12 protein-coding genes are annotated in these 17,908 nt (G+C 64.3%); 2 read left to right on the top strand and 10 right to left on the bottom strand.

Features of this window, described 5'->3' with window-relative positions; genetic code table 11:
- Positions 1 to 140 precede the first annotated feature (140 nt).
- The 6 genes from QRQ56_RS25165 to QRQ56_RS25140 all read right to left on the bottom strand — a co-directional run bounded on the left by QRQ56_RS25165 (position 141) and on the right by QRQ56_RS25140 (position 11,106).
- A complete protein-coding gene (locus QRQ56_RS25165; RefSeq protein ID WP_438743775.1) occupies positions 141 to 4,049 on the bottom strand; it encodes an RHS repeat protein in 3,909 nt (1,302 codons plus the stop codon).
- Between the two features lie 516 nt (positions 4,050 to 4,565).
- Positions 4,566 to 5,957: a hypothetical protein gene (locus QRQ56_RS25160; RefSeq protein WP_438743773.1), complete on the bottom strand. Its 1,392-nt coding sequence runs from the start codon at positions 5,955 to 5,957 to the stop codon at positions 4,566 to 4,568.
- Entirely contained in the window at positions 5,954 to 7,231 is a 1,278-nt protein-coding gene (locus QRQ56_RS25155; protein WP_438743772.1) for a glycosyltransferase family 4 protein, read from the bottom strand. Before QRQ56_RS25155 ends, QRQ56_RS25160 begins: the two co-directional genes overlap by 4 nt.
- A 31-nt stretch (positions 7,232 to 7,262) precedes the next feature.
- Positions 7,263 to 8,600 carry a hypothetical protein gene (locus QRQ56_RS25150; protein WP_438743770.1) on the bottom strand — a complete coding sequence of 446 codons (1,338 nt, stop codon included), beginning with the start codon at positions 8,598 to 8,600 and terminating at the stop codon, positions 7,263 to 7,265.
- Positions 8,600 to 9,739, bottom strand: a complete 1,140-nt coding sequence (locus tag QRQ56_RS25145; RefSeq protein WP_438743769.1) for a glycosyltransferase — start codon at positions 9,737 to 9,739, stop codon at positions 8,600 to 8,602. The genes QRQ56_RS25150 and QRQ56_RS25145 overlap by 1 nt, the downstream gene beginning before the upstream one ends.
- Positions 9,740 to 10,002: 263 nt before the next feature.
- Positions 10,003 to 11,106, bottom strand: a complete 1,104-nt coding sequence (locus QRQ56_RS25140) for a glycosyltransferase family 4 protein (protein WP_438744269.1) — start codon at positions 11,104 to 11,106, stop codon at positions 10,003 to 10,005.
- 185 nt (positions 11,107 to 11,291) lie between these two features.
- Here QRQ56_RS25140 and QRQ56_RS25135 point away from each other — a divergent pair, with 185 nt between their 5' ends.
- Positions 11,292 to 12,167, top strand: coding sequence for an aldose 1-epimerase family protein (locus QRQ56_RS25135; RefSeq protein ID WP_438743768.1), 876 nt, complete (start codon positions 11,292 to 11,294; stop codon positions 12,165 to 12,167).
- Between the two features lie 41 nt (positions 12,168 to 12,208).
- Here the strand turns inward: QRQ56_RS25135 and QRQ56_RS25130 are convergent, their stop codons facing one another.
- Both QRQ56_RS25130 and QRQ56_RS25125 read right to left on the bottom strand, forming a co-directional pair.
- Positions 12,209 to 13,057, bottom strand: a complete 849-nt coding sequence (locus QRQ56_RS25130) for an MBL fold metallo-hydrolase (protein ID WP_438743767.1) — start codon at positions 13,055 to 13,057, stop codon at positions 12,209 to 12,211.
- 90 nt (positions 13,058 to 13,147) lie between these two features.
- Positions 13,148 to 14,305 (bottom strand): acyltransferase family protein, encoded by a 1,158-nt coding sequence (locus tag QRQ56_RS25125; protein ID WP_438743766.1) that lies wholly within the window; start codon positions 14,303 to 14,305, stop codon positions 13,148 to 13,150.
- 294 nt (positions 14,306 to 14,599) lie between these two features.
- On the opposite strand from QRQ56_RS25125, the gene QRQ56_RS25120 reads away from it, so the two are divergent.
- Complete coding sequence (locus QRQ56_RS25120) at positions 14,600 to 15,415, top strand: response regulator (protein WP_438743764.1); 816 nt, start codon at positions 14,600 to 14,602, stop codon at positions 15,413 to 15,415.
- A gap of 10 nt (positions 15,416 to 15,425) precedes the next feature.
- Here QRQ56_RS25120 and QRQ56_RS25115 read toward each other — a convergent pair whose 3' ends face one another.
- Positions 15,426 to 16,112, bottom strand: a complete 687-nt coding sequence (locus QRQ56_RS25115; protein WP_438743762.1) for a transglycosylase SLT domain-containing protein — start codon at positions 16,110 to 16,112, stop codon at positions 15,426 to 15,428.
- A 410-nt stretch (positions 16,113 to 16,522) separates the two neighbouring features.
- Positions 16,523 to 17,659, bottom strand: a complete 1,137-nt coding sequence (locus tag QRQ56_RS25110; protein WP_438743760.1) for an alpha/beta hydrolase family protein — start codon at positions 17,657 to 17,659, stop codon at positions 16,523 to 16,525.
- Positions 17,660 to 17,908: the final 249 nt, after the last annotated feature.

The raw sequence follows: 17,908 nt of genomic DNA, 5'->3' as shown, positions 1-17,908 counted from the left end.
AGGTCATCCTGCCGAAGAAACGAACATCTTCGTCGTGCCAATTCTGCCTCTCGATGAGGCAGACGCCAAATGAAATGGGCCGGGACTTCGATTAGTCCCGGCCCGTTCAACTTAATGGTGCGTCCGCTGGTTCGCCTGGCTCAGACGAATACGAAGTCGTGGCTCGTCAGGCTGGAGACATAGACGTTCTTCAGCAGGATCGAATCGGTTGCCGAAAAGGTGATGATCGCGTTCGTGCCGGACTGAGAGATCTGCAGATGGCTGTAGTCCGCCGCCAGCAGTTTCGAGATCGCGATCGTATCATGCGTCGTCGCATCGCCGGCCTGGAAGTTGAGAATCTGGTCCTGGCCATGGTAGTAGGCGATGGTCGTCGAGTTCGGCGCCGCCGAGAACACGTCGTTGCCCGCGCCGCCCTGGATCGTCACGCCGCTGGCGACGGCGGTGACGTTGTGGGTGCCGTCGGTCTTGGTTTGATCGAAGAACTGCAGCGCGCTGGCGCTGTTGTAGTTCTCGTGCTGGGTGGTGCCGGCCTGTCCGTTGAAGTTGAACAGGAAGACGTCCTTCGAGCCGTCGGTGTTGTTGGCGATCTCCTGGGTCTTGGTCCCGGCGCTGTTGTAGATGTCGGTGAGCTTGCTGCCGTCGGCGTGGATGACCTGGGTATAGTCCAGGGTGCCGTCGGCATGGGTGCGGGTGAGCTCGACCAGCTTGCCAGCGGCGTCGAGGTGCTGATGCTGGGTGGTGTAGGACTGGCCGGTGACGTTGTAGTTCCAATTGTCCGAGGTGCCATCGGCATTGTTGATATAGGCCGCGGTCTTCACCCCGCTGGTATAGACGGTGGTGGAGCTGTAGCCGTCGGTCTTGGTCGTTACCTCACTGGTGATGACGCCATTGGCGTCGTACCAGTCGGAGGTCTTGGTGCCGTCAGTGCCCTGCACCAGGGTGAAGGCCAGGCTGTTGTCGGCGTGGGTGCGCACGATGTGGGTGAGGAAGCCCGTCGTATCGTAGGTGTCGTGCTCGTTGGTATAGGTCTGGCCCACGACGTTGAACTGGAAGACGTCCTTCGACCCGTTGGCGTGGTAGTCGGTTTCGGTCTTCTTGACGCCTGATGCATCGTAGTTGGTGACCACGCTGCTGCCGTCGCCGTTGATGACCTGGGTGTAGTCGAGCGAGTTGTCCGCATGCCAGCGGGTCACTTCCGTCGTCCGTCCGGCCGGATCGAGGTGCTGGTACTGCGTGGTGTAGCTCTGGCCGGTGATGTTGTAGCTGTAATTGTCGTGGCTCTGGTCGGCATTGGTGATGTAGGCCGCCGTCTTCACGCCGTTGGTGTACACCGTGGTCGAGTTGTAGCCGCTCGGCTTCTGGAACACCTCGTTGGTGAGAACGCCGCTGGCGTCGTACCAGTCGGTGGTCTTGGTCCCGTCGGCGCTCTGCACCAGCTTGAACGCCATGCTGCCGTCGACGTGCTTGCGGATCAGCGTGGTGAGGAAGCCGGTCGCATCATAGATGTCGTGCTCGATCGTGTAGTCCTGGCCGGTGATGTTGAACAGGAAGACGTCCTTGCTGCCGTCGGCATGGAAGTCGGTTTCCTTGGTCCGCGTGCCCGCGGCATCGTAATTGGTGACGACGCTACTGCCGTCGCTGTTGATCACCTGGGTGTAGTCGAGCGTGCCGTCGGCATGCTTGCGGGTAACGGCGGTGACCTTGCCTGCGGGATCGACGTGCTGGATCAGCGTGGTGTAGCTCTGTCCGGTGATGCCGTAGGCATAATTGTCCTGGCTGCCATCGGCATTCTTCACATAGGCGTTGGTCTTGACGCCGTTGCTGTAGAGCGTGGTCGAGGTGAAGCCGTCTGCCTTCTGAATCACCTCGCTGGTGAGGCTACCGGCGGCGTTGTACCAGTCCGTCGTCTTGGTGCCGTCGGTGGTCTGGGTGAGCTTGAAGGCGGGGCTGCCGTCGGCGTGCAGGCGCGTCAGGCTGGTGAGGAAGCCGGTGGCGCTGTAGACGTCGTGCTCGGTGGTGTAGTTCTGGCCCGTGATGTTGTAGGTCCAGACGTCCTTGCTGTGATCGGCATGGTAGGCGGTCTCGACCAGCTTGACGCCCGTGGCGCTATAGGTGGTGATCACGCTGCTGCCGTCGCTGTTGTAGACCTGTGTGGAGTCGAGCGAGCCATCGGCATGGCTGCGGGTCACCGAGGTGACCTTCCCGGAGGCGTCGAGATGCTGAACCTGGGTGGTGAAGCTCTTGCCCGTGATGCCGTAGGTGTAATTGTCCTGCGATCCGTCGGCGTTCTTGACGTAGGCGGCGGTCTTCACGCCGTTCGTATAGAGCGTCGTGGCGTAATAGCCGCTGGACTTCTGCACAACTTCGCTCTGCAGGGTCCCGGCCGTGTTGTAGGTGTCGGTGGTCCGGGTCGCGTCGGTGCCGACGTGAACGGATTTCGTCTTCACGCCATTGGTGTAGCTGATCAGGTCCTGGGAGCCGTCGGTGAAGACAACGGTGGTCGAGGTCGGCTGGCCGCTCGAATTCAGGCCGGTGTCCGACTTCGACACGAGCGCGCCGCTGGCATTATAGGTCTTCGTGTTGATCCAGGTCGCGGCCGAGTTCGTCACCGAGAAGGAATAGCCGCCCTGGATCTTGGCGAGGGCGCTGCCGTAATGGGCGATGATGTAGTCCATGGTCGCCTTGGAGGCGACCGGCAGGACGTGGGGGTCGGTCAGGCTGATGGTCTGCAGCGCGGTCGAGGTCGAGAGGTCGGACAATTGCGGTACGATCTCGGCGGCCGATCCGCTGACGGCGGTGCGGGTGTCCGGCGGCGTCGGGTTGGTCGTGGGCGCGTCGATCTCGATGATCAGCGGGTGATCACTGACCGGAATGGTGATCGTGCTGACGTCGGTATAGCTGGCGATCGCCGTGGTTCCGGTCAGGGTGTCGTAGACCTTGACCGAATGATGCACGGCGCCGAGGTTCACCGTGACGGTCTGGGCCGGATTGGACACCTCCGTATCGGTGGGATCGTTCCAGAGCTTCGGCTCCGCCCACACCACGAGCTCATAAGCGCCGTTGCTCTTGCCGAGCACCATGCTGTTGCCGGTGGCCGGCATGTTGCCCAGCGTGTAGTTCAACGGATCAGTCGGCTGCAGGCCGCCCTTGCCGTCGTCGGCCAGGATGGTCGTCAGATTGTGGATCGCCGTTGCAGCCAGCTTCGGCGTGCCGTCGGAATTGAACAGGCCGAAATTGGCTTCGGGGTTGGTGTTGCTGGCCGCGGAATCGCGGTCGAACAGCTCGTAGAGATAGGTCGCGCTGACGCCGGCCTTGTAGGCGTCGACCAGGGTGTTCAGGATGGATTTGGCCTGCACCGTCTCGTTGACGCCGAGATATTGGGTGTTGGCCTGTGTGGTGTAGCCGGTCTCGGTGATGACGACGGGCTTGCCCGGGGCCGCGGCCATCACCGCGCTCAGCGTGGCCGAGATCGAGCTGCCGGTCGTCAGGCTCGTGCTGACATAGGCGTGGGCGTTGGCGTAGTCGACCGAGCCCGACATGTTGCCGAGCTGGCTGTAGCCTTGCGGGTCGTTGTAGGCCAATGACAGATTGTAGACGGGGATGCTGCCGAGCGTGGCGTTGGCATTGACGGCCTGATAGAGCGCGCTCTGGAACTGGGCCGCGGCAGCAAGGCTCGAGCTGCCATTGTAGCTGAAGGGCTGATGGTTGGCTTCGTTGAGACCCTCGATGGCGCTGATGCTGCCTGGATGGCTCGTCGCGAACTTCTGGAGCGAGGCGATGTAGTTCTGCAGCCCGGTCGTGCCCGTCTGGGGCAGGGCCGACGACACCAGGAAGTCGAACTTGTAGCCGGCGGCGGCGAGGCCATCGACGACGGGTTGCGCGGCCGGGCTCGTCCCCATCGCGTCGCGCAGATGCGTGACGCCGAGATATTTGAGGTCGTCGACCATCAGCGCGAGATTGTTGTAGCCGGTCCATCCGAAGCCGGCATGCGTGTTGACGCCAATGGAGTTGATGAAGCCGCTGGCGGAAAGGATGGTCTGGTCTGGCATTTCACACTCGAATTTCAACGCGAACGAAATTGCTCGCAGGATTTGCGTTCAAGCTTCTCTGTCGAGTGTGAATTTCAGATAAAAATCGAAGCTACAAATCGTGAGCGAACTTGGGTTCCTTGTGCAGGAACAGACGCGCTCGGTTGCAGCGAATAGGAATGCAATGCCGGGCCAGCGTGGCGTGAGGAAGGCGCTTTCGAGATATTCTCGACTTGCGCTGCTGAATGTATGCGCAGGCTGCGCGGATCTGCATTTGTCTGTCGGCTGTCGAAGAGCGCGCCGTGGCGCCGCTGTCCACCGTTCGACGTATCTTCGTCTCGCTCATTCGTGCAGCTTACTTCCTTTTCTACACGGGAAGTGCTCGATGCTGCTTCCATGGGCGGTTAGTTCAAACGATTTACAGCTCTTGGTTGTATGTGCTTATGAATGAAGCAGGCGCTCGTGGCTAGGGATGACCGGCACGGGAGAGTTCCGCATCGGAACTGATGCACTGTCACAAACGACCGGCGCGACAAATCAGCCGCGGCGGGACAGCATCAGGAAGTCACCGCGCCATCCGATGATCGCCGTTGCAATCGCGGCGAGCACGATCTTGCCGGCGAGCCATGCGGCGGGCTCCGTCGGCATCGAGCCGAGCGAAGCGATCAGGATCGCGGCCAGGAAGGCCTGCACGACCAGGGGCCAGCGCGGAAATGCCTCGAACCGCAGGGTCGGACCTATTGCGACCAGAATGGTTGCGAGCGTGGCGGCCGCGGCACAACCGACCGCCCCTCGGGGCGAGACGCCGACCGATGTCGCGATCGCCGCGAAGCAGACGACGAGGGCGAGCTGACCGGCCGCGACGACGACGAGCCTGGTCGCCAGCTTTTCGAGGTGGGGGACGACCGCGACCGTCGCCTGCAAATGGGCGTGCAGGAAGTAGAAGGCGGCAACAATTGGCGCCGTCTCCAGGAATCCATCCAGGCTCGCCTGCGGCACCAGGATACGGGCTGCATCCGGAATGAACCCGATCAGCCCGCCGAGCAGCACGACGGTCGTGCAGATCATGAATTCGAACATCCGCCGCGCCGACTGGACCGATTTCGCGCTGCTGCCGTTTTCGAAGTCGTTGACGACCTCGGGATAGCTCACGGTGTGGATCGCGGCATTGAGGACCCAGAACGGACGCTGCAGGAGATCGAGTGCGATCGAAAATCCGGCCCCGGCTCCGGTCGCACCCAGCCGGCCGATGACGATGACACGGAGCAGGACCGGCACCGACAGATGAATGACGGATGCGCCCGCGGCCAGCATGCCGTAGCGGGAGAACTCCTTCCAGTCGGCCAGCATCGTCTGGAACGAGGTGCGCTCCATCGGCGTGCGATAGGCGGCGAGGCCGGCAAGAAGGCCAAGAGCGTGGCCCGTCGCAATACCCAGCAGCGTCGCCTCGGCCGTTCCCGAAATCACGCCTCCCGCGACGGCTCCGGCGAGCAGGGCGGTGGCGCGCAGCGCGAGCAGAAAAGAGGCGATGCCGAGCCGGTCGGACAGACGGACCGAGAGGAAATAGAGGTCTGTCAGGCCCTGGAGGACGGAGATGCCGATGCCCAGCGCGATGATCGCGGTCGGGAGCGAGCTTGCCAGGGACGCGCAACTTCCGACCACGATGAGCGCGACCGCGCTCGACAGGCCTGCCGCAAACAGCGACCATCTCAGCCGGGCCGCCTCGTTCTCCCCGGCGGCCGCCAGAAAGCGCAGCCCCGCCAGTTGCAGCCATTCGAACATCAGGACGCAGAGCAACTGGCTCGAGGCCAGCGCAAGGGAGAAATTGGTGTAGTCGGCGGCGGGCAACAGATGGCTGATCGCGAAGATCAGGATGATCGCCGCGGCGCTCTGATAGACGTAGCCCGCCATCGCGAGAAGGCGTGTCATCGCGGAATGAGGCGCTCCTTGCCGACCACTGCCGAACCTTGTGGCGCTTCAGCGGTCGCCGCGCGCAAGTGCGACATTCGCTGCTCGCGCAATTGCTCGTACAGGGTTTTGTACGACGACAGCACGTCGGCGAAGATCCACTTGTTGGTATCGGCGACGAGGCGCCGGCTGATCTCGTCGATCTTGTGCGGATCGGCCGCGACCGCCAGCATGCTCTTGGCCAGGGATTGCGGATCGGCTTCGGTCAGCCAGCCCGTCACGCCGTGCTGGATGACTTCGGGCATGCCGCCAAAGCGCGTTCCGAGCAACGGCCTGCCGGCGGCCTTGGCGTCCGCGACGACCAGCGGGCCGGGGTCATGCCAGATCGAGGGCGCGACCACGACGTCGACCTGCTTGTAGAAATCGTCCGGCGCGACGAAACCCATGAACTCGATGCGCGCATCGGGCGCGAGCGTCCTGAGGCGTCGTTGCTCCTCGTCGCTGACACGGCCGGCGATCATCATGCGGATGCGATCTCGCGGCAGCAGGGCCAGAGCCCGCATCAGGTTCTCGATGCCCTTTTCCTCGGTGAGGCGGCCGATGAACCCGAACGTCACCTCCGTGGTGCAGATCGGGCGGGGATAGGGCGCGTGCGGCGGCTCGGTCGAGGCGTTGCGGATCACGGTGCGGATCGGCGTCTCCGCGAACATGCCCATGTCGGTGTGAATGGACAGGACGCGCTCACTGACGCCGACCACGGCGCTGAGCCAGTGGGTGGCGCGCTTGCGATGGAAGGTCAGGATTTTGCAGCTCGTGCAGGTGTGCTCGCAGGAGCACCCCTTGTCGAAGCGGGAGCAGCGCGGGCAGGTCAGATAATAGTCGTGGAGCGTGTGGAGCACGGGAACGCCGAGTTGCGCCGCCACGCGCCAGACCGCGGTGGTGAGCCCCGACAAATTGTTGGAATGCAGCACGTCGGGCTTGAACGCCTTTATGCGCTCCGCGATCAGGGGGGCTTGCATCTGCCAGTCATCGACCGCGTGCCAGATGCTGCGGAGCGCGACGTTCTTCTGCTCGGTGAAGGGCAGGTAGATGTTCTGCACCGGCGCCGAATAGACGTTGATGCCGTCGCATGTCTCCGGGGCCTGCCCGGGCGTGGATGCGGCCCGGATGACTTCCACCTCGTCACCTCGTTGCACCAGGCCTTCGGCGAAACGGCGGGCAAAGATCTCCGCGCCGCCGACGATCTTGGATGCCTGAGGCGTCGGATAAAGCGTGGACGTCAAAAGAACTTTCATCGCGTCAACCTCATGTCTCGCAAAATCGCCGCTACCGCGCCGGCCTGATCTCCAGGGCGGGAACGGCACTGTCATTGGCTGCAATCAGAACAGGTGTGCTCGAGACGGGGATCCAGACTCCGGACGCAGGCTTGGCCGCCTGGTCGCACGGCATCGCGAAGCTTGCGCCTTGTGGATCGCCCTTGAGCCGAATTTCGTACCGCCGGTCAGGAGACTCGGACCAGACCGCAACCCTGCCGCCGGAGGCCGTCGCGGCATTGATCGATACGACGCCGCTGGCGAGCTCGCGCCGCTCGGCGCTCAGGCTGGAGCGAATGAAGGCCCACGAGTCCTGGGCCGCGCAGGCGACCGGCTTTGGCGAATTGTCGAAGCGATAGAGTCCGAAATTGTCCTCCAGCTCCGACGGGTTCTTTCCGCTGTCCTTGAGCTCGTAGAGCCACATGCCCTTGAGCCAGTGCGCAGCGGTCGACGCCCACAGGATGAGCTGCGCCGTATTGTCGGCCTGGGCCTGCTCGTTGACGCCGCATTTGTTGCTGGCCGTGGTCCAGCCCGTCTCCGTCACATAGATCGGGAAGTCGGGGCTTCCGCTCGCCTGGCCGACGAGGCGGTGAAACGCCGTGAGGCGCTCGATGATCTCGGCCGAGGTGCGTTTGCTCGGGCCCATGCAGAAATTGTAGAGATGGATCGATGCGCCGTCCGCATATTGCAGGATGCCGGTCCGCAGCATCTTCTCCGTCCAGGTCCAGCCCGGATCGTCGCCGAGCGCGCCGACCAGGAACGGCGCATTTGGCGCAACCCGTTTGACCGCCGGCCGCGCAGCTTGGGCAAGCGCCAGATAGTTCTCAGGCGAGAACGCGGCATCCTTCTTGGACGCCAGATTCCATTCGTTCCAGAGTTCGAACAGCGGATGCTGCGCCACGACCGATTGCGCCGCCGCCGCGGCATAGTCGGCAAAGCGCTGCCGCGCGTCGTCTGTGGTCGGCGGCGAAGAGTTCGGCACCAGATGATGACCGAACGCCAGGATCAGGAGGGGACGGGCGACGCCGGATCTGACCTGCGTCTCGAGCCTGCCGAGCCTCGGCGTAAAACCCATGCGTCGCCCGGCCAGCTCGAAATCGGACCATGGAAAATCGTCGCGGAAGGCGTTGAGGCCGAGCTGCTTGATCTGGTTGACGTTCTCCGCGGGCGCGTAGCCGCGCGCGCTCACCGCTCCACCCAGCCCCTGATGGGTGCCGACACCCAGCAGGAATCGGGCATCGAGCGGCTGGGCGTGCTGAGCAGAGGCGGGCACCGACAGGAGAACGGATGCGATCAGGCTCGCGAGGCGGAGGCTATCGCGAACCAAGGTGCGTGAGAGCGGCGGAGCCATCAGAAGTTCTTGGAGAGATCCGATTGCAGCGCCGTCTTCGCCGCGACCGGTGCGCGGTCGTCCTGCAGGAGCTCGAGATAGACCTGCTGCAGCTGTCCATGCGTCTTCTGAACGTCATAAAGCTGCTTGAACCGGTCGTAGCCGCGCTGTCCCAACACCTTCAGATCGAAATCGAGCGCGCGCCGAAAGCCGTCCACGAGCGGCTGGACGGCGACGGGCTCGCACAGCACGCCGGTGACGCCATCGACGACGATCTCGGGCAGCGCACCGCTGCGGAACGCAAGAATGGGCTTTGCCGCGCGCATCGCTTCCAGCGCCACGAGGCCAAAGGCTTCCCATCGTGACGGAATCACGACGAGATCGGCAGCTTCCAGCTGGGTCTCGATGGTCGGCCGGTCGAGCCAGCCCAGCAGGGTCACGTTGGACGGGACGCTCGGGCCTTCGTATTTGTTGACGACGGAGGCGCCGATCATGCGAATGTCGAGCACATCCTCCAGCGTGCGCGCGGCCTCCATCAGGAGATCGAAGCCTTTCTGCCGGTCCAGGCGTCCGATGAACAGGACCTTGACCTTCTCGGACGTCCAGTCCGCCGCGACGGGCTGCGGCGAACGGGTCTTCGAGATGCCGTTATGGACGAGGGTGAGGCGTTCGGCGGGAATGCCCGCGCGGACCGCTTCGTTGAACTCGTCGCCGGAGATGCAGATGATCCGGTCCGCCGTGCGCGCGAGCAGGTTCTCCGCCGCCTTCGTCACGAGATGGCTGAGGCGGCCGGTCTCGCGCGAAAACGCCCAGCCGTGCGGGCAATAGACGACGCGCGGCCCGTCCGAGCGGGCGGCAAGCGCGGGGCGCAGGACGAGGCCCGCGAACGAGGAATGCAAATGCACGACATCGGGGCGGAAGGCATCCAGCGCCTGCATGCTCGCGCGCAGCATCTGAAACAGTCCGGCGACGCCGCGGCTCGGACGCTCGAATGTCGTAATCTGGTTGTCATCAATTGCGGGGAGATCGCGACGATGATCCGCCGGCACGACATAATGGACGTTGTCCGCGCCGAAGCTCGCCTGCTGCTGCGGATGCAGCTCGTTCAAATAGCTCGCAATCCCGCCTCGAATCGTTTCGGCGATGTGCAGCACTTTCATCGGTTGCCTAGCAAAGGCTTGCATCGGAGAGCTGGACATCGTGTATCCCTGTTCTGAGTTCGTGAGTTGCGAAGCACAGTTCCTCGAATACGTAGCGATAATGGGGCAGCGATGTGGTGATGTTGCGCCCGCACATTTGCGCGCGCGATTGTCACATGACGCGCAAAAGAATCGTGGAACCAAGCGTAGGCGCGCGAATTACAGCCAGTTGCAAATTGTTTGTGCGAAAACCGATGCGCGCAATAGGCGAAATGCTCCCGACTTCAAGCAGCGCTGGCAATGTCTGCCTTCAGAGCGAGATGATCGAGCAACGATGTCGCCGACTTTCGCCATGAAAAGAACGCAACGCGCGCTTGCTGCCGCCGGCGTTCCTGATCCGAGATGGCGCCGATCGCCAATCTTTCGAGCATGAGCTGCTTCAACGCGTCGGAATCATTGGCGTCAAAATATGCAGCAGCATCGCCGCAGGTCTCCACGACCGCATCGGCCGTCGAGGCGATCACCGGGCAGCCGAAGATCATGGCTTCGAGCGGCGGCACGCCAAAACCTTCATAGAGCGAGGGAAACACGAAGGCCGACGCGTGCGCATAAAGCGCGGCGATCTCGCTGTCGGTCAATCGTCCGGCCAGCACCAGGCCGGACACCCCGTCGCCAGAATTGTCCTGAAAGACCTTGCTGTTATCTCCTCCGACGATGACCAGCGGGACGTCGGCCCGGTCGAGCAGCTGGACCGCACGGATTGCGACGGAGAGGTTCTTGTTCTTGGTCCTGGATCCCACGAAGAGGAAGAATTTCTGCGGCTGAACGCCGAGCCTTACGAGAATGCCGGGATCGGGCGTCGTCGCCGCGAAATGTTCGGCGCTGTTGGGAAACACCGGAATACGTGCTGCCGACAGATTCAGCACCTGCGCAAGTTCGCTGCGGGAAAAGCCTGAGACCGTTGCAATGGTTGCGTTTCGGGCCAGCAGCCGTCCCATCGTCCGATGGACGGTCAGATAGCGCCAGTTGAAGAAATCGGGCCGGCGAAACACCTGGGCGTCGTGGATCACGACAATGTGGTCGCGATGCAAGACGGGGCCGGAATTGGCGAGGCTGATCAATCGTCCGCCTGCAGCGGCGCGCGCCAGGTCGATTTGATCCCAGGCGTGGCCGTGCAGGGAGCCGACGGCGCGGATTTTGATTCGGGTGAGATCGAGGCTCTCGCTCGCATCGGGCGGCGTCAGCAATTGCCAGTCTGCGTTCCGCAAGCTGGCAGGCGTCTGCTCCGACGCCAGCAGCGCGTCGATCGCCTTGACCATTTCGGCGGCATAGCGCTGAACGCCGGTGATCTTTTGCGACAGGAAGCGGCCGTTGATGAAGAACTTCAATTGGCTACCATAGGGTTCATCGGCCGTCAGGCCGGGTCGGGCGCGGGAAACAAATGATGGACAACGCCACAGGAGCAATTGTTCGGTACGGAAATATGACGCAGCTCCGCTTGGCGCAGAAACGCCTGGGTTGTGTGCCCCGGGGCCGCCTTGCTGCATGTGAGTGCGGGGTGTAGATGTCGGCCATGAGTGACGACACCCACACTCTCCGCAGCGACGGGCTCACCGCGACCATCAAGGCGCACGGCGCCGAGCTGTGCTCACTGAAGGACGGCAGCACCGAATTCGTCTGGCAGGCGGGGCCGGAATGGCCGCGCCATGCGCCGTTGCTGTTTCCGATCGTCGGGCGTCTCGCCGGAGACGCGCTGCGGCACCGGGGCAAGACCTACCGGATGACCCAGCACGGTTTCGCGCGCGACAGTCGTTTCAAGTGGACGGAACGCGGCGAACGCCGCTGCGTGCTGGTGCTCGAGGACAGCGAGACCACGCGGGCTCTCTATCCGTTCGCGTTCCGGCTGACCGCGGTCTATGCGCTCGACGCCTCCGGCCTCGATTTTACAATCACGATTGCCAACACCGGCAAGGAGACGCTGCCGGCGTCGTTCGGCGGTCATCCCGCGTTCAACTGGCCGCTCCAGGCAGGACTCGCCAAGGAGAGCTATGCGCTGGCCTTCGCAAGCGCGGAGGTGCATCCCGTCCGACGTCTCGACGGCGGATTGCTGCGCCCGGCAACGGAGCCGAGCCCGGTCGAGGGCAGCGAGCTCCCGTTGTCCGAATCCCTGTTCACCGACGATGCCGTCATCTTCGACCGGATCGCGAGCAACGCGGTCCGCTATGCCGCCTCCAGCGGGCCCTGGCTCAACATGTCATGGCGCGGCTTCCGCGAACTCGGCGTGTGGTCGAAACCGTCAGGCGCGCCGTTCCTCTGCATCGAGCCCTGGCGCGGTTATGCCAGTCCAGCCGGTTTCGACGGCGAGTTCAGCGACAAGCCCGGCCTGATGCACATCGCAGCCGGCGCGGAAGAGCAATTGTCGTACCGGATCGAGGTCGGATCGACGTAAGCTTCACGCAGCGCGCACCGCGATGCGTGCCGCGCGGCGGCTCAGATCTCGATCCGCGTGAGATCCTCGCCGAGCACGACGGGACCCGCATAATCCTTCCTGACATCCGCGAGCAGCGCATCCAGCATGGACTCGTCGGTGCGCGGGCGATGATGGGTCAGTGCCAGCTTCTTGACGCCCGCCTTGGCCGCCACCTTGCCGACGGTGTCGCCGCAGGCCATGGTGTATTTCGCCAGCCGGCGCAGATTGTCATTGGTGATCTCCGGCGTTGCCAGGAAACAGCACTGGACGAGGAGATCGGCTCCCTGTGCCAGCCGCTCGAGCCCGGGGCAGGGCACCGTGTCGCCGGAAATTGCAATGACCTTGCCTTCCGCCTCGAAGCGGTAGCCGAGGCACATCCATCGCGCGAGGAAGGCCGGCGGCATGTCGAGGCCGTCGCCATGCGACACCAGTTCGGCGCTGATCTTCCAGCGCCCGGTGTCGAGAACGGGCCCTGGTATGATGTCCGTTGCGGCCACGGGTTTCCAGCCGCCGAAACTCGGCTCGCCCTTGTCGCGCCAGGTGATGTCCTTGTCGTAGACCTGCGTGATCAGCGTGTCGACGAGCCGCTCGGTGTCCGGTGGTCCGTAGATGCGCAAGGCGTCCTTGCGCCCCTGCATCCACGAATTCAGCATCACATCGTAGAGATCGCCGATGTGGTCGAAGTGATGGTGCGTGAGAAAAACCGTGTTGATCGCGCCGAGCGGAACGCCGGCCTTGGTGAGCTGCAGCACGACGCCGCGGCCGGCGTCGAACAGGATGTTCTCGTCGCCGAGCCTGATCAGCGTAGTCGTCGCCATCCGGCGCGGGTCCGGGCGTGGGCCGCCGGTGCCGAGCAGTATGACCTCCATGGCGCCTTCTCCAGCGTGAAGCGTCTTCACACTAGGGTCGAAGGCGGCAGCGAAGCAAGCCGCATCAGGCCGGCAGTGACGGGAAGTCGTTCAGCGCAGGCCGGCCGCGGCGGCGATGGCCGGCCGCAGGCTCGGCCGGTCCGCTCCTGCCTTCGTCAGGCGATGCGCCAGATCCTGCGCGCGCCGCTCGACCAGATGCCATGTCGCGCGCGCGACGAGATAGCTCAGCGCGGCGGTCACGACATAGGCGATCAGCAGCGAGACCAGCCCGTCCGCGAGCGGCCAGAGCTGACGCAGGCCCCAGATCACCGCGAAATGCGACAGGTACATCGAATAGGAATTGCGGCCGAGCGCTTCGAGCGGCTGGAAGCGGATGGCAAGCTTGATGCAGCCCACGACCAGCGCGCCGAGCACGAGGTTGATCATGAGATAATTGAACTCGTGCGAGCTGGTCGCGCGATCGGCGGCGAACGACAGTGCGATGAAGGCGGCATAGATCGCGGCATCCGATCTGGCAAAACCGTCGCGCAGCGAAAAGAACAGCGCGCATCCGATCAGGAAGACCGGAAGCTGGTTCAGGAAGCTGATGTGCAGCGTGGTCCAGACGAACGCTTCGTGGCCTGGACCATAATAGGCCGAGAACAGCGCGAAGGCCCAGGGCTTGAACAGGAAGACATTGACGAGATGCAGCATGATCGCGAGCGCGAGATAGAGATGGCGACGCGATCCGAACGCGGTAATCAGGAGCGGGAAGACGAGGTAGAAGGTCATCTCCGCCGCGATCGACCAGTCGCCGGGCACGACGCTGTTGACGCTGTCCGGCCAGAAGCCGTGCAGGAACGTCGCGGTCAGGATCACTTGAAGCGGCCCGATGCCGTAAGGCGCGTTGGCGTTCGGCCCGGTGCCGTTGATGGCGAGATAGACCGGGATCGCCAGCCAGAACAACGGCGCGATGCGCAGGAAACGCCGGATGTAGAATTTGCGGGTCGGATCCGTCTCGCCGCTGCGCTGCGTCCACATTAGGCACATCGTCATGGCGCTGACGAAGTAGAACACGTTCACGCCGGTCCAGCCGCACATGAAGGCGTAATCGACCGCGTAGATGTTCGAAGGAAAGGCCTGCGAAACGTGAATGGCCATCACGCCGACGATGCCAAGTCCGCGCAGCACATCGAGCGTGTGCGAACGAGCGAACGGGGTGGTGCCCTGTTCGGTTCGACCGGCAGCCAACCGGGCCTGCCCCTGCATCACGCCTGCTCCACGGTTCTCATTGTGCAGGTGCGACAATAGAGGCGGCGCCGGGCTTTCCGAAGCTGAACGCCTTTTTTACGTTAACCGGCGGTTGAGTCCGGCGCAGAATGTGCGGGATTGGGTGCCCGCGGCGGGCGCAAGGCCGCCGCCATAGGCTGTCCCTTGTATTGATGCGCGGAATGAGAATTGTGGGCCAATTCATACTTAATACTTCAAGACCATGAGCATTATTGTTTGCGCGTCGCAACGCGCCTAGTATTCCAGCGGCTAATTCGGGGGCTCGAACAACGCGTGAATGTCCGTTCACATGACAGCGCATTGCGCGATGGCCTGAACTTTCAGGCTAGCCCGCAGGCACACAGGACATCCAAGACAGTGGTTGAATCCGCACTTCGGGAAGTGCGTCCCGCCGGCCGCGAGCGGCTGATCGTCGTCGAGGACGATCCGGTGACGCGGACGATGCTGGTCGGCTATTTCAGCGAGAACAATTTCGACGTGGTCGGGGCCGGCTCCTGCGCGGAATGCCGCCAGGCGCTGCGCGCGCGCACCGATCTCGTCTTCCTCGACGTGCAGTTGCCCGACGGCGACGGCTTCGAGCTCGCCAAGGAGATCCAGGCGACCAGCAACGCCGGCATCATCTTCGTCACGCGGCGCGACACCGACGTCGATCGCATCCTCGGCCTCGAGATCGCCGGCGACCATTACGTCACCAAGCCGATCAATCTGCGCGATCTGCTGGCGCGCGCCCGCAGCGTGCTGCGTCGGCGCTCGCTCGACCGCAAGGCGGCGCGCAACCATAATTCGATCGCGTTCGGCGACTGGATCATCGACCTGACCCGCCGCGAATTGCTCGGCAGCGACGGCAAGCCGGTGGCGCTGACGCGGGCCGAGTTCGATCTGCTCGCCGCGCTGGTCGGCGCCGACGGGCGGCCGCTCAGCCGCGATTATCTGATCGAGGTGGTCAGCAATCGCCAGGCCGAGGTCGACATCCGCACCGTCGATGCGCTGGTGGCGCGGCTGCGCCGCAAGCTGGTCGGCAGCGGCACACCCGTGATCGCGACCGTCACCGGCGTCGGTTACAAGCTCGCGCTCAGCGAGCGGCTGTAGGGCATTATTCTCAGCGCGATGCGACGCGCTTCCATCGTGCTTCGATCCGGGCCTTGATCCGGCTGACCTTCGCCTCGTGCGCGGCCCAATAGGCGCGGCTGGCCGCGGCCGTGCCCTGACGATAGCGGGCATAGACGGCCTTGGGCTGTGCCGACACCTTCGGCCGGCTCACGGATTTGGCGGGAGCCGCTGCTACTGCAACAGCCGCAGCCGGAGGCGCTGGTTCCGGAGCGGCCGTAGCTTCGGTCGACAGCGCCTTCGAATTCATCGCGGCAAGACGGTTGCGCGCCCGGTTGCAATAGACATGCGACCGCGCGGTCATCGCTTCCTCGCCATGTCCGGCCCGGTATTTCATCAGGGCGCGGCAGATATCGCCGCCGGCCTGCCGCCAAGCCTGGCTGAGATAAAGCACCCCGTAATGGATGTTGATGTCGGGCTCGGCGAGTTCCGCCTCGGTGCCCCGGAAGCCCAGCATCGCCGCCGTCTCGGGCCGCACCTGCATCAGGCCGATCTCGCCGGCGTTGCCGATGACGGCCGAATTGTAGCCGCTTTCGACGAAGACGACGGCTTCGGCGATATCGGCCGGTAGATTGGTACGTGCGGTTTCTCGTTCGATGATCTTGCGGATCAGGGCCCGGGACGACGGCGTCTCGCCGGCGCCGAGTTCCGTGCCGCCGCCGGGGATTGCCGACGTCACGCGCGGCGCGTCCGGGGCTCCGTCCTCGGCGTGCGCGCAGAGCGGAGCCGACAACAACAGGACGACCGCCAAATGTCGCCACGTTGCGCCCGGAAGAAAGCCTGTCCGATCCCACAGCATGGCTTCGTCATAGATCGCCCGAGTTAACAAACGGCCTCCGCCGCGCGGCAACCAGCGCGGGGTGAGATCAGACTCGATTGATGCCGCGATGGAGGTGCGCTCCCTCTCCCGCTTGCGGGGGAGGGCTGGGGTGGGGGTGCTTCCGCAATGGGACACTCCCCCAGAGGAAAGAACCCTCACCCGGCGCGCGGGACGATGCTTCGCATCGTCCGGAGCGCGCCGACCTCTCCCGCAAGCGGGAGAGGTGACCGAGCCGGCGGCGGCTTGATTCAACCGGGAGCGATTTCGCTTTAGCGCGCGCGGGCGCTCTGTTCGGTGGAGGTCCCTTGCGCAGGCCCGGCCAGGCGGTCGTCGACCGCATAGAGCGTGCAAATGGCCGACCATTTCATGCAGGCGGCCAGGGAGTCGCGCTGGGCCTCGTCGGCCGTGACGCGCCCCGCACGCCAGCCGTAGCCGCCGTTCGGCGACACCGCGAAAGCCTTGTGCGGCAACGTGCTGGCGAGATAGCGCGCGAACTCGGCCCGCGCGGCCTCGTTGAGCTGGCGCGGCGGCGGCAGGGAATCGGGCAGGCTCAGGATGTCGCGGCCGAGCAGGCCGCGCTCGCGCAGGAACATATCGACATAGGGCGTCCATTGCGGACGGCTCGTCACCGAATAGAGGTAGTGGCCGTCGTCGCCGAAGGGGGGCGCCGCGATGAATGTCGCGTTGCCGCCACCGGCGCGAAACCCGTCATGGAGGCGGCGCGCGAGGTCCGGGCCGAAATAGGAATCGTTGGTCGCGTAGACCCACAGCGTCGGCACGCGCGAGGTCTTGCCGAAGGTGGCGAAGGCCTGCACCAACCCGTCCGCATTGCAGACGTCGTCATCGTCGCGCGAGCCGCGGCCGCCGGCGAAGTTGATCGCGGCGACGAGACCGGGCGGCGCCTGCGCGGTGAGCGCGATAGTCGCGAACCCGCCGGCGGAGTGGCCGGCCGCGATCATGCCCGATGTCGTCACGTCCGCCCGCCGCGCCATCGCGTCGATCGCGGCGCGCAGATCGGCAACCGCGACCGCGGCCGCAGGCAGATAAGCGGCCTTCGCGCAGCCGCCGACGCTGTCGACGCGTCCACCAGGCGAGGTGCCGTAGCCGCGCCGCATCAGGATCAGCGCCGCGAAGCCGCGCCGGGCGTATTCGAGCGCGATGCCGTAATATCGGTGCGCGGACATGGTGGCGCGGTCGTCGAAGCTGCGCGGCGAGCCGTGGCTGAGCAGCGCGAGCGGATAGCGTTTCGCGCCCGCCGGGCGGACCAGAAAGGCCTCGAGCCCCTGCGGCCCGGCCTCCGCCATGGGGATGCGCAGATCCTCGGTGTAGAATTCCGCCGCGCGCGCCGGGATAGCCGCTGCGATGAGGCTGGCGATCAGCAGAAGCAGCTTGCGCGACAGAGCCATGGGACGATTCGACGGGGCCTCGATGGCGAGCAGCATAGCATGATCTTCTTAACTGAACCGCGCTCCCCGCGGCCGTCGTTCCGGGGATGGCGGGACGGACGCCGGCCTGTGTCGCCCTCTGTCAATCCATGCTTGCAAAAATATTCCACTTTACCGAAATTCGGTTTCGGCGTATCTATCGTCCATCCCGGCTCACCAGGAGGGGCGATCTCGAGGTCGTCTTGATCGCGAGCCGGGCTTGCGGTGGAC

The organism is Bradyrhizobium sp. U531 (genome assembly GCF_051710265.1).
Lineage (GTDB): Bacteria > Pseudomonadota > Alphaproteobacteria > Rhizobiales > Xanthobacteraceae > Bradyrhizobium.
Note: the sequence above shows the minus strand (reverse complement) of the source record. Positions and strands in the feature narration are given on the sequence as shown.

What these genes read in the sequence shown, in the direction of transcription:
- QRQ56_RS25150 (WP_438743770.1), bottom strand. Translation starts at nt 8,600, where the DNA reads ATGGCTCCGCCGCTCTCACGCACCTTGGTTCGCGATAGCCTCCGCCTC.
- QRQ56_RS25110 (WP_438743760.1), bottom strand. Translation starts at nt 17,659, where the DNA reads ATGGCTCTGTCGCGCAAGCTGCTTCTGCTGATCGCCAGCCTCATCGCA.
- QRQ56_RS25130 (WP_438743767.1), bottom strand. Translation starts at nt 13,057, where the DNA reads ATGGAGGTCATACTGCTCGGCACCGGCGGCCCACGCCCGGACCCGCGC.
- QRQ56_RS25160 (WP_438743773.1), bottom strand. Translation starts at nt 5,957, where the DNA reads ATGACACGCCTTCTCGCGATGGCGGGCTACGTCTATCAGAGCGCCGCG.
- QRQ56_RS25145 (WP_438743769.1), bottom strand. Translation starts at nt 9,739, where the DNA reads ATGAAAGTGCTGCACATCGCCGAAACGATTCGAGGCGGGATTGCGAGC.
- QRQ56_RS25125 (WP_438743766.1), bottom strand. Translation starts at nt 14,305, where the DNA reads ATGCAGGGGCAGGCCCGGTTGGCTGCCGGTCGAACCGAACAGGGCACC.
- QRQ56_RS25155 (WP_438743772.1), bottom strand. Translation starts at nt 7,231, where the DNA reads ATGAAAGTTCTTTTGACGTCCACGCTTTATCCGACGCCTCAGGCATCC.
- QRQ56_RS25165 (WP_438743775.1), bottom strand. Translation starts at nt 4,049, where the DNA reads ATGCCAGACCAGACCATCCTTTCCGCCAGCGGCTTCATCAACTCCATT.
- QRQ56_RS25135 (WP_438743768.1), top strand. Translation starts at nt 11,292, where the DNA reads ATGAGTGACGACACCCACACTCTCCGCAGCGACGGGCTCACCGCGACC.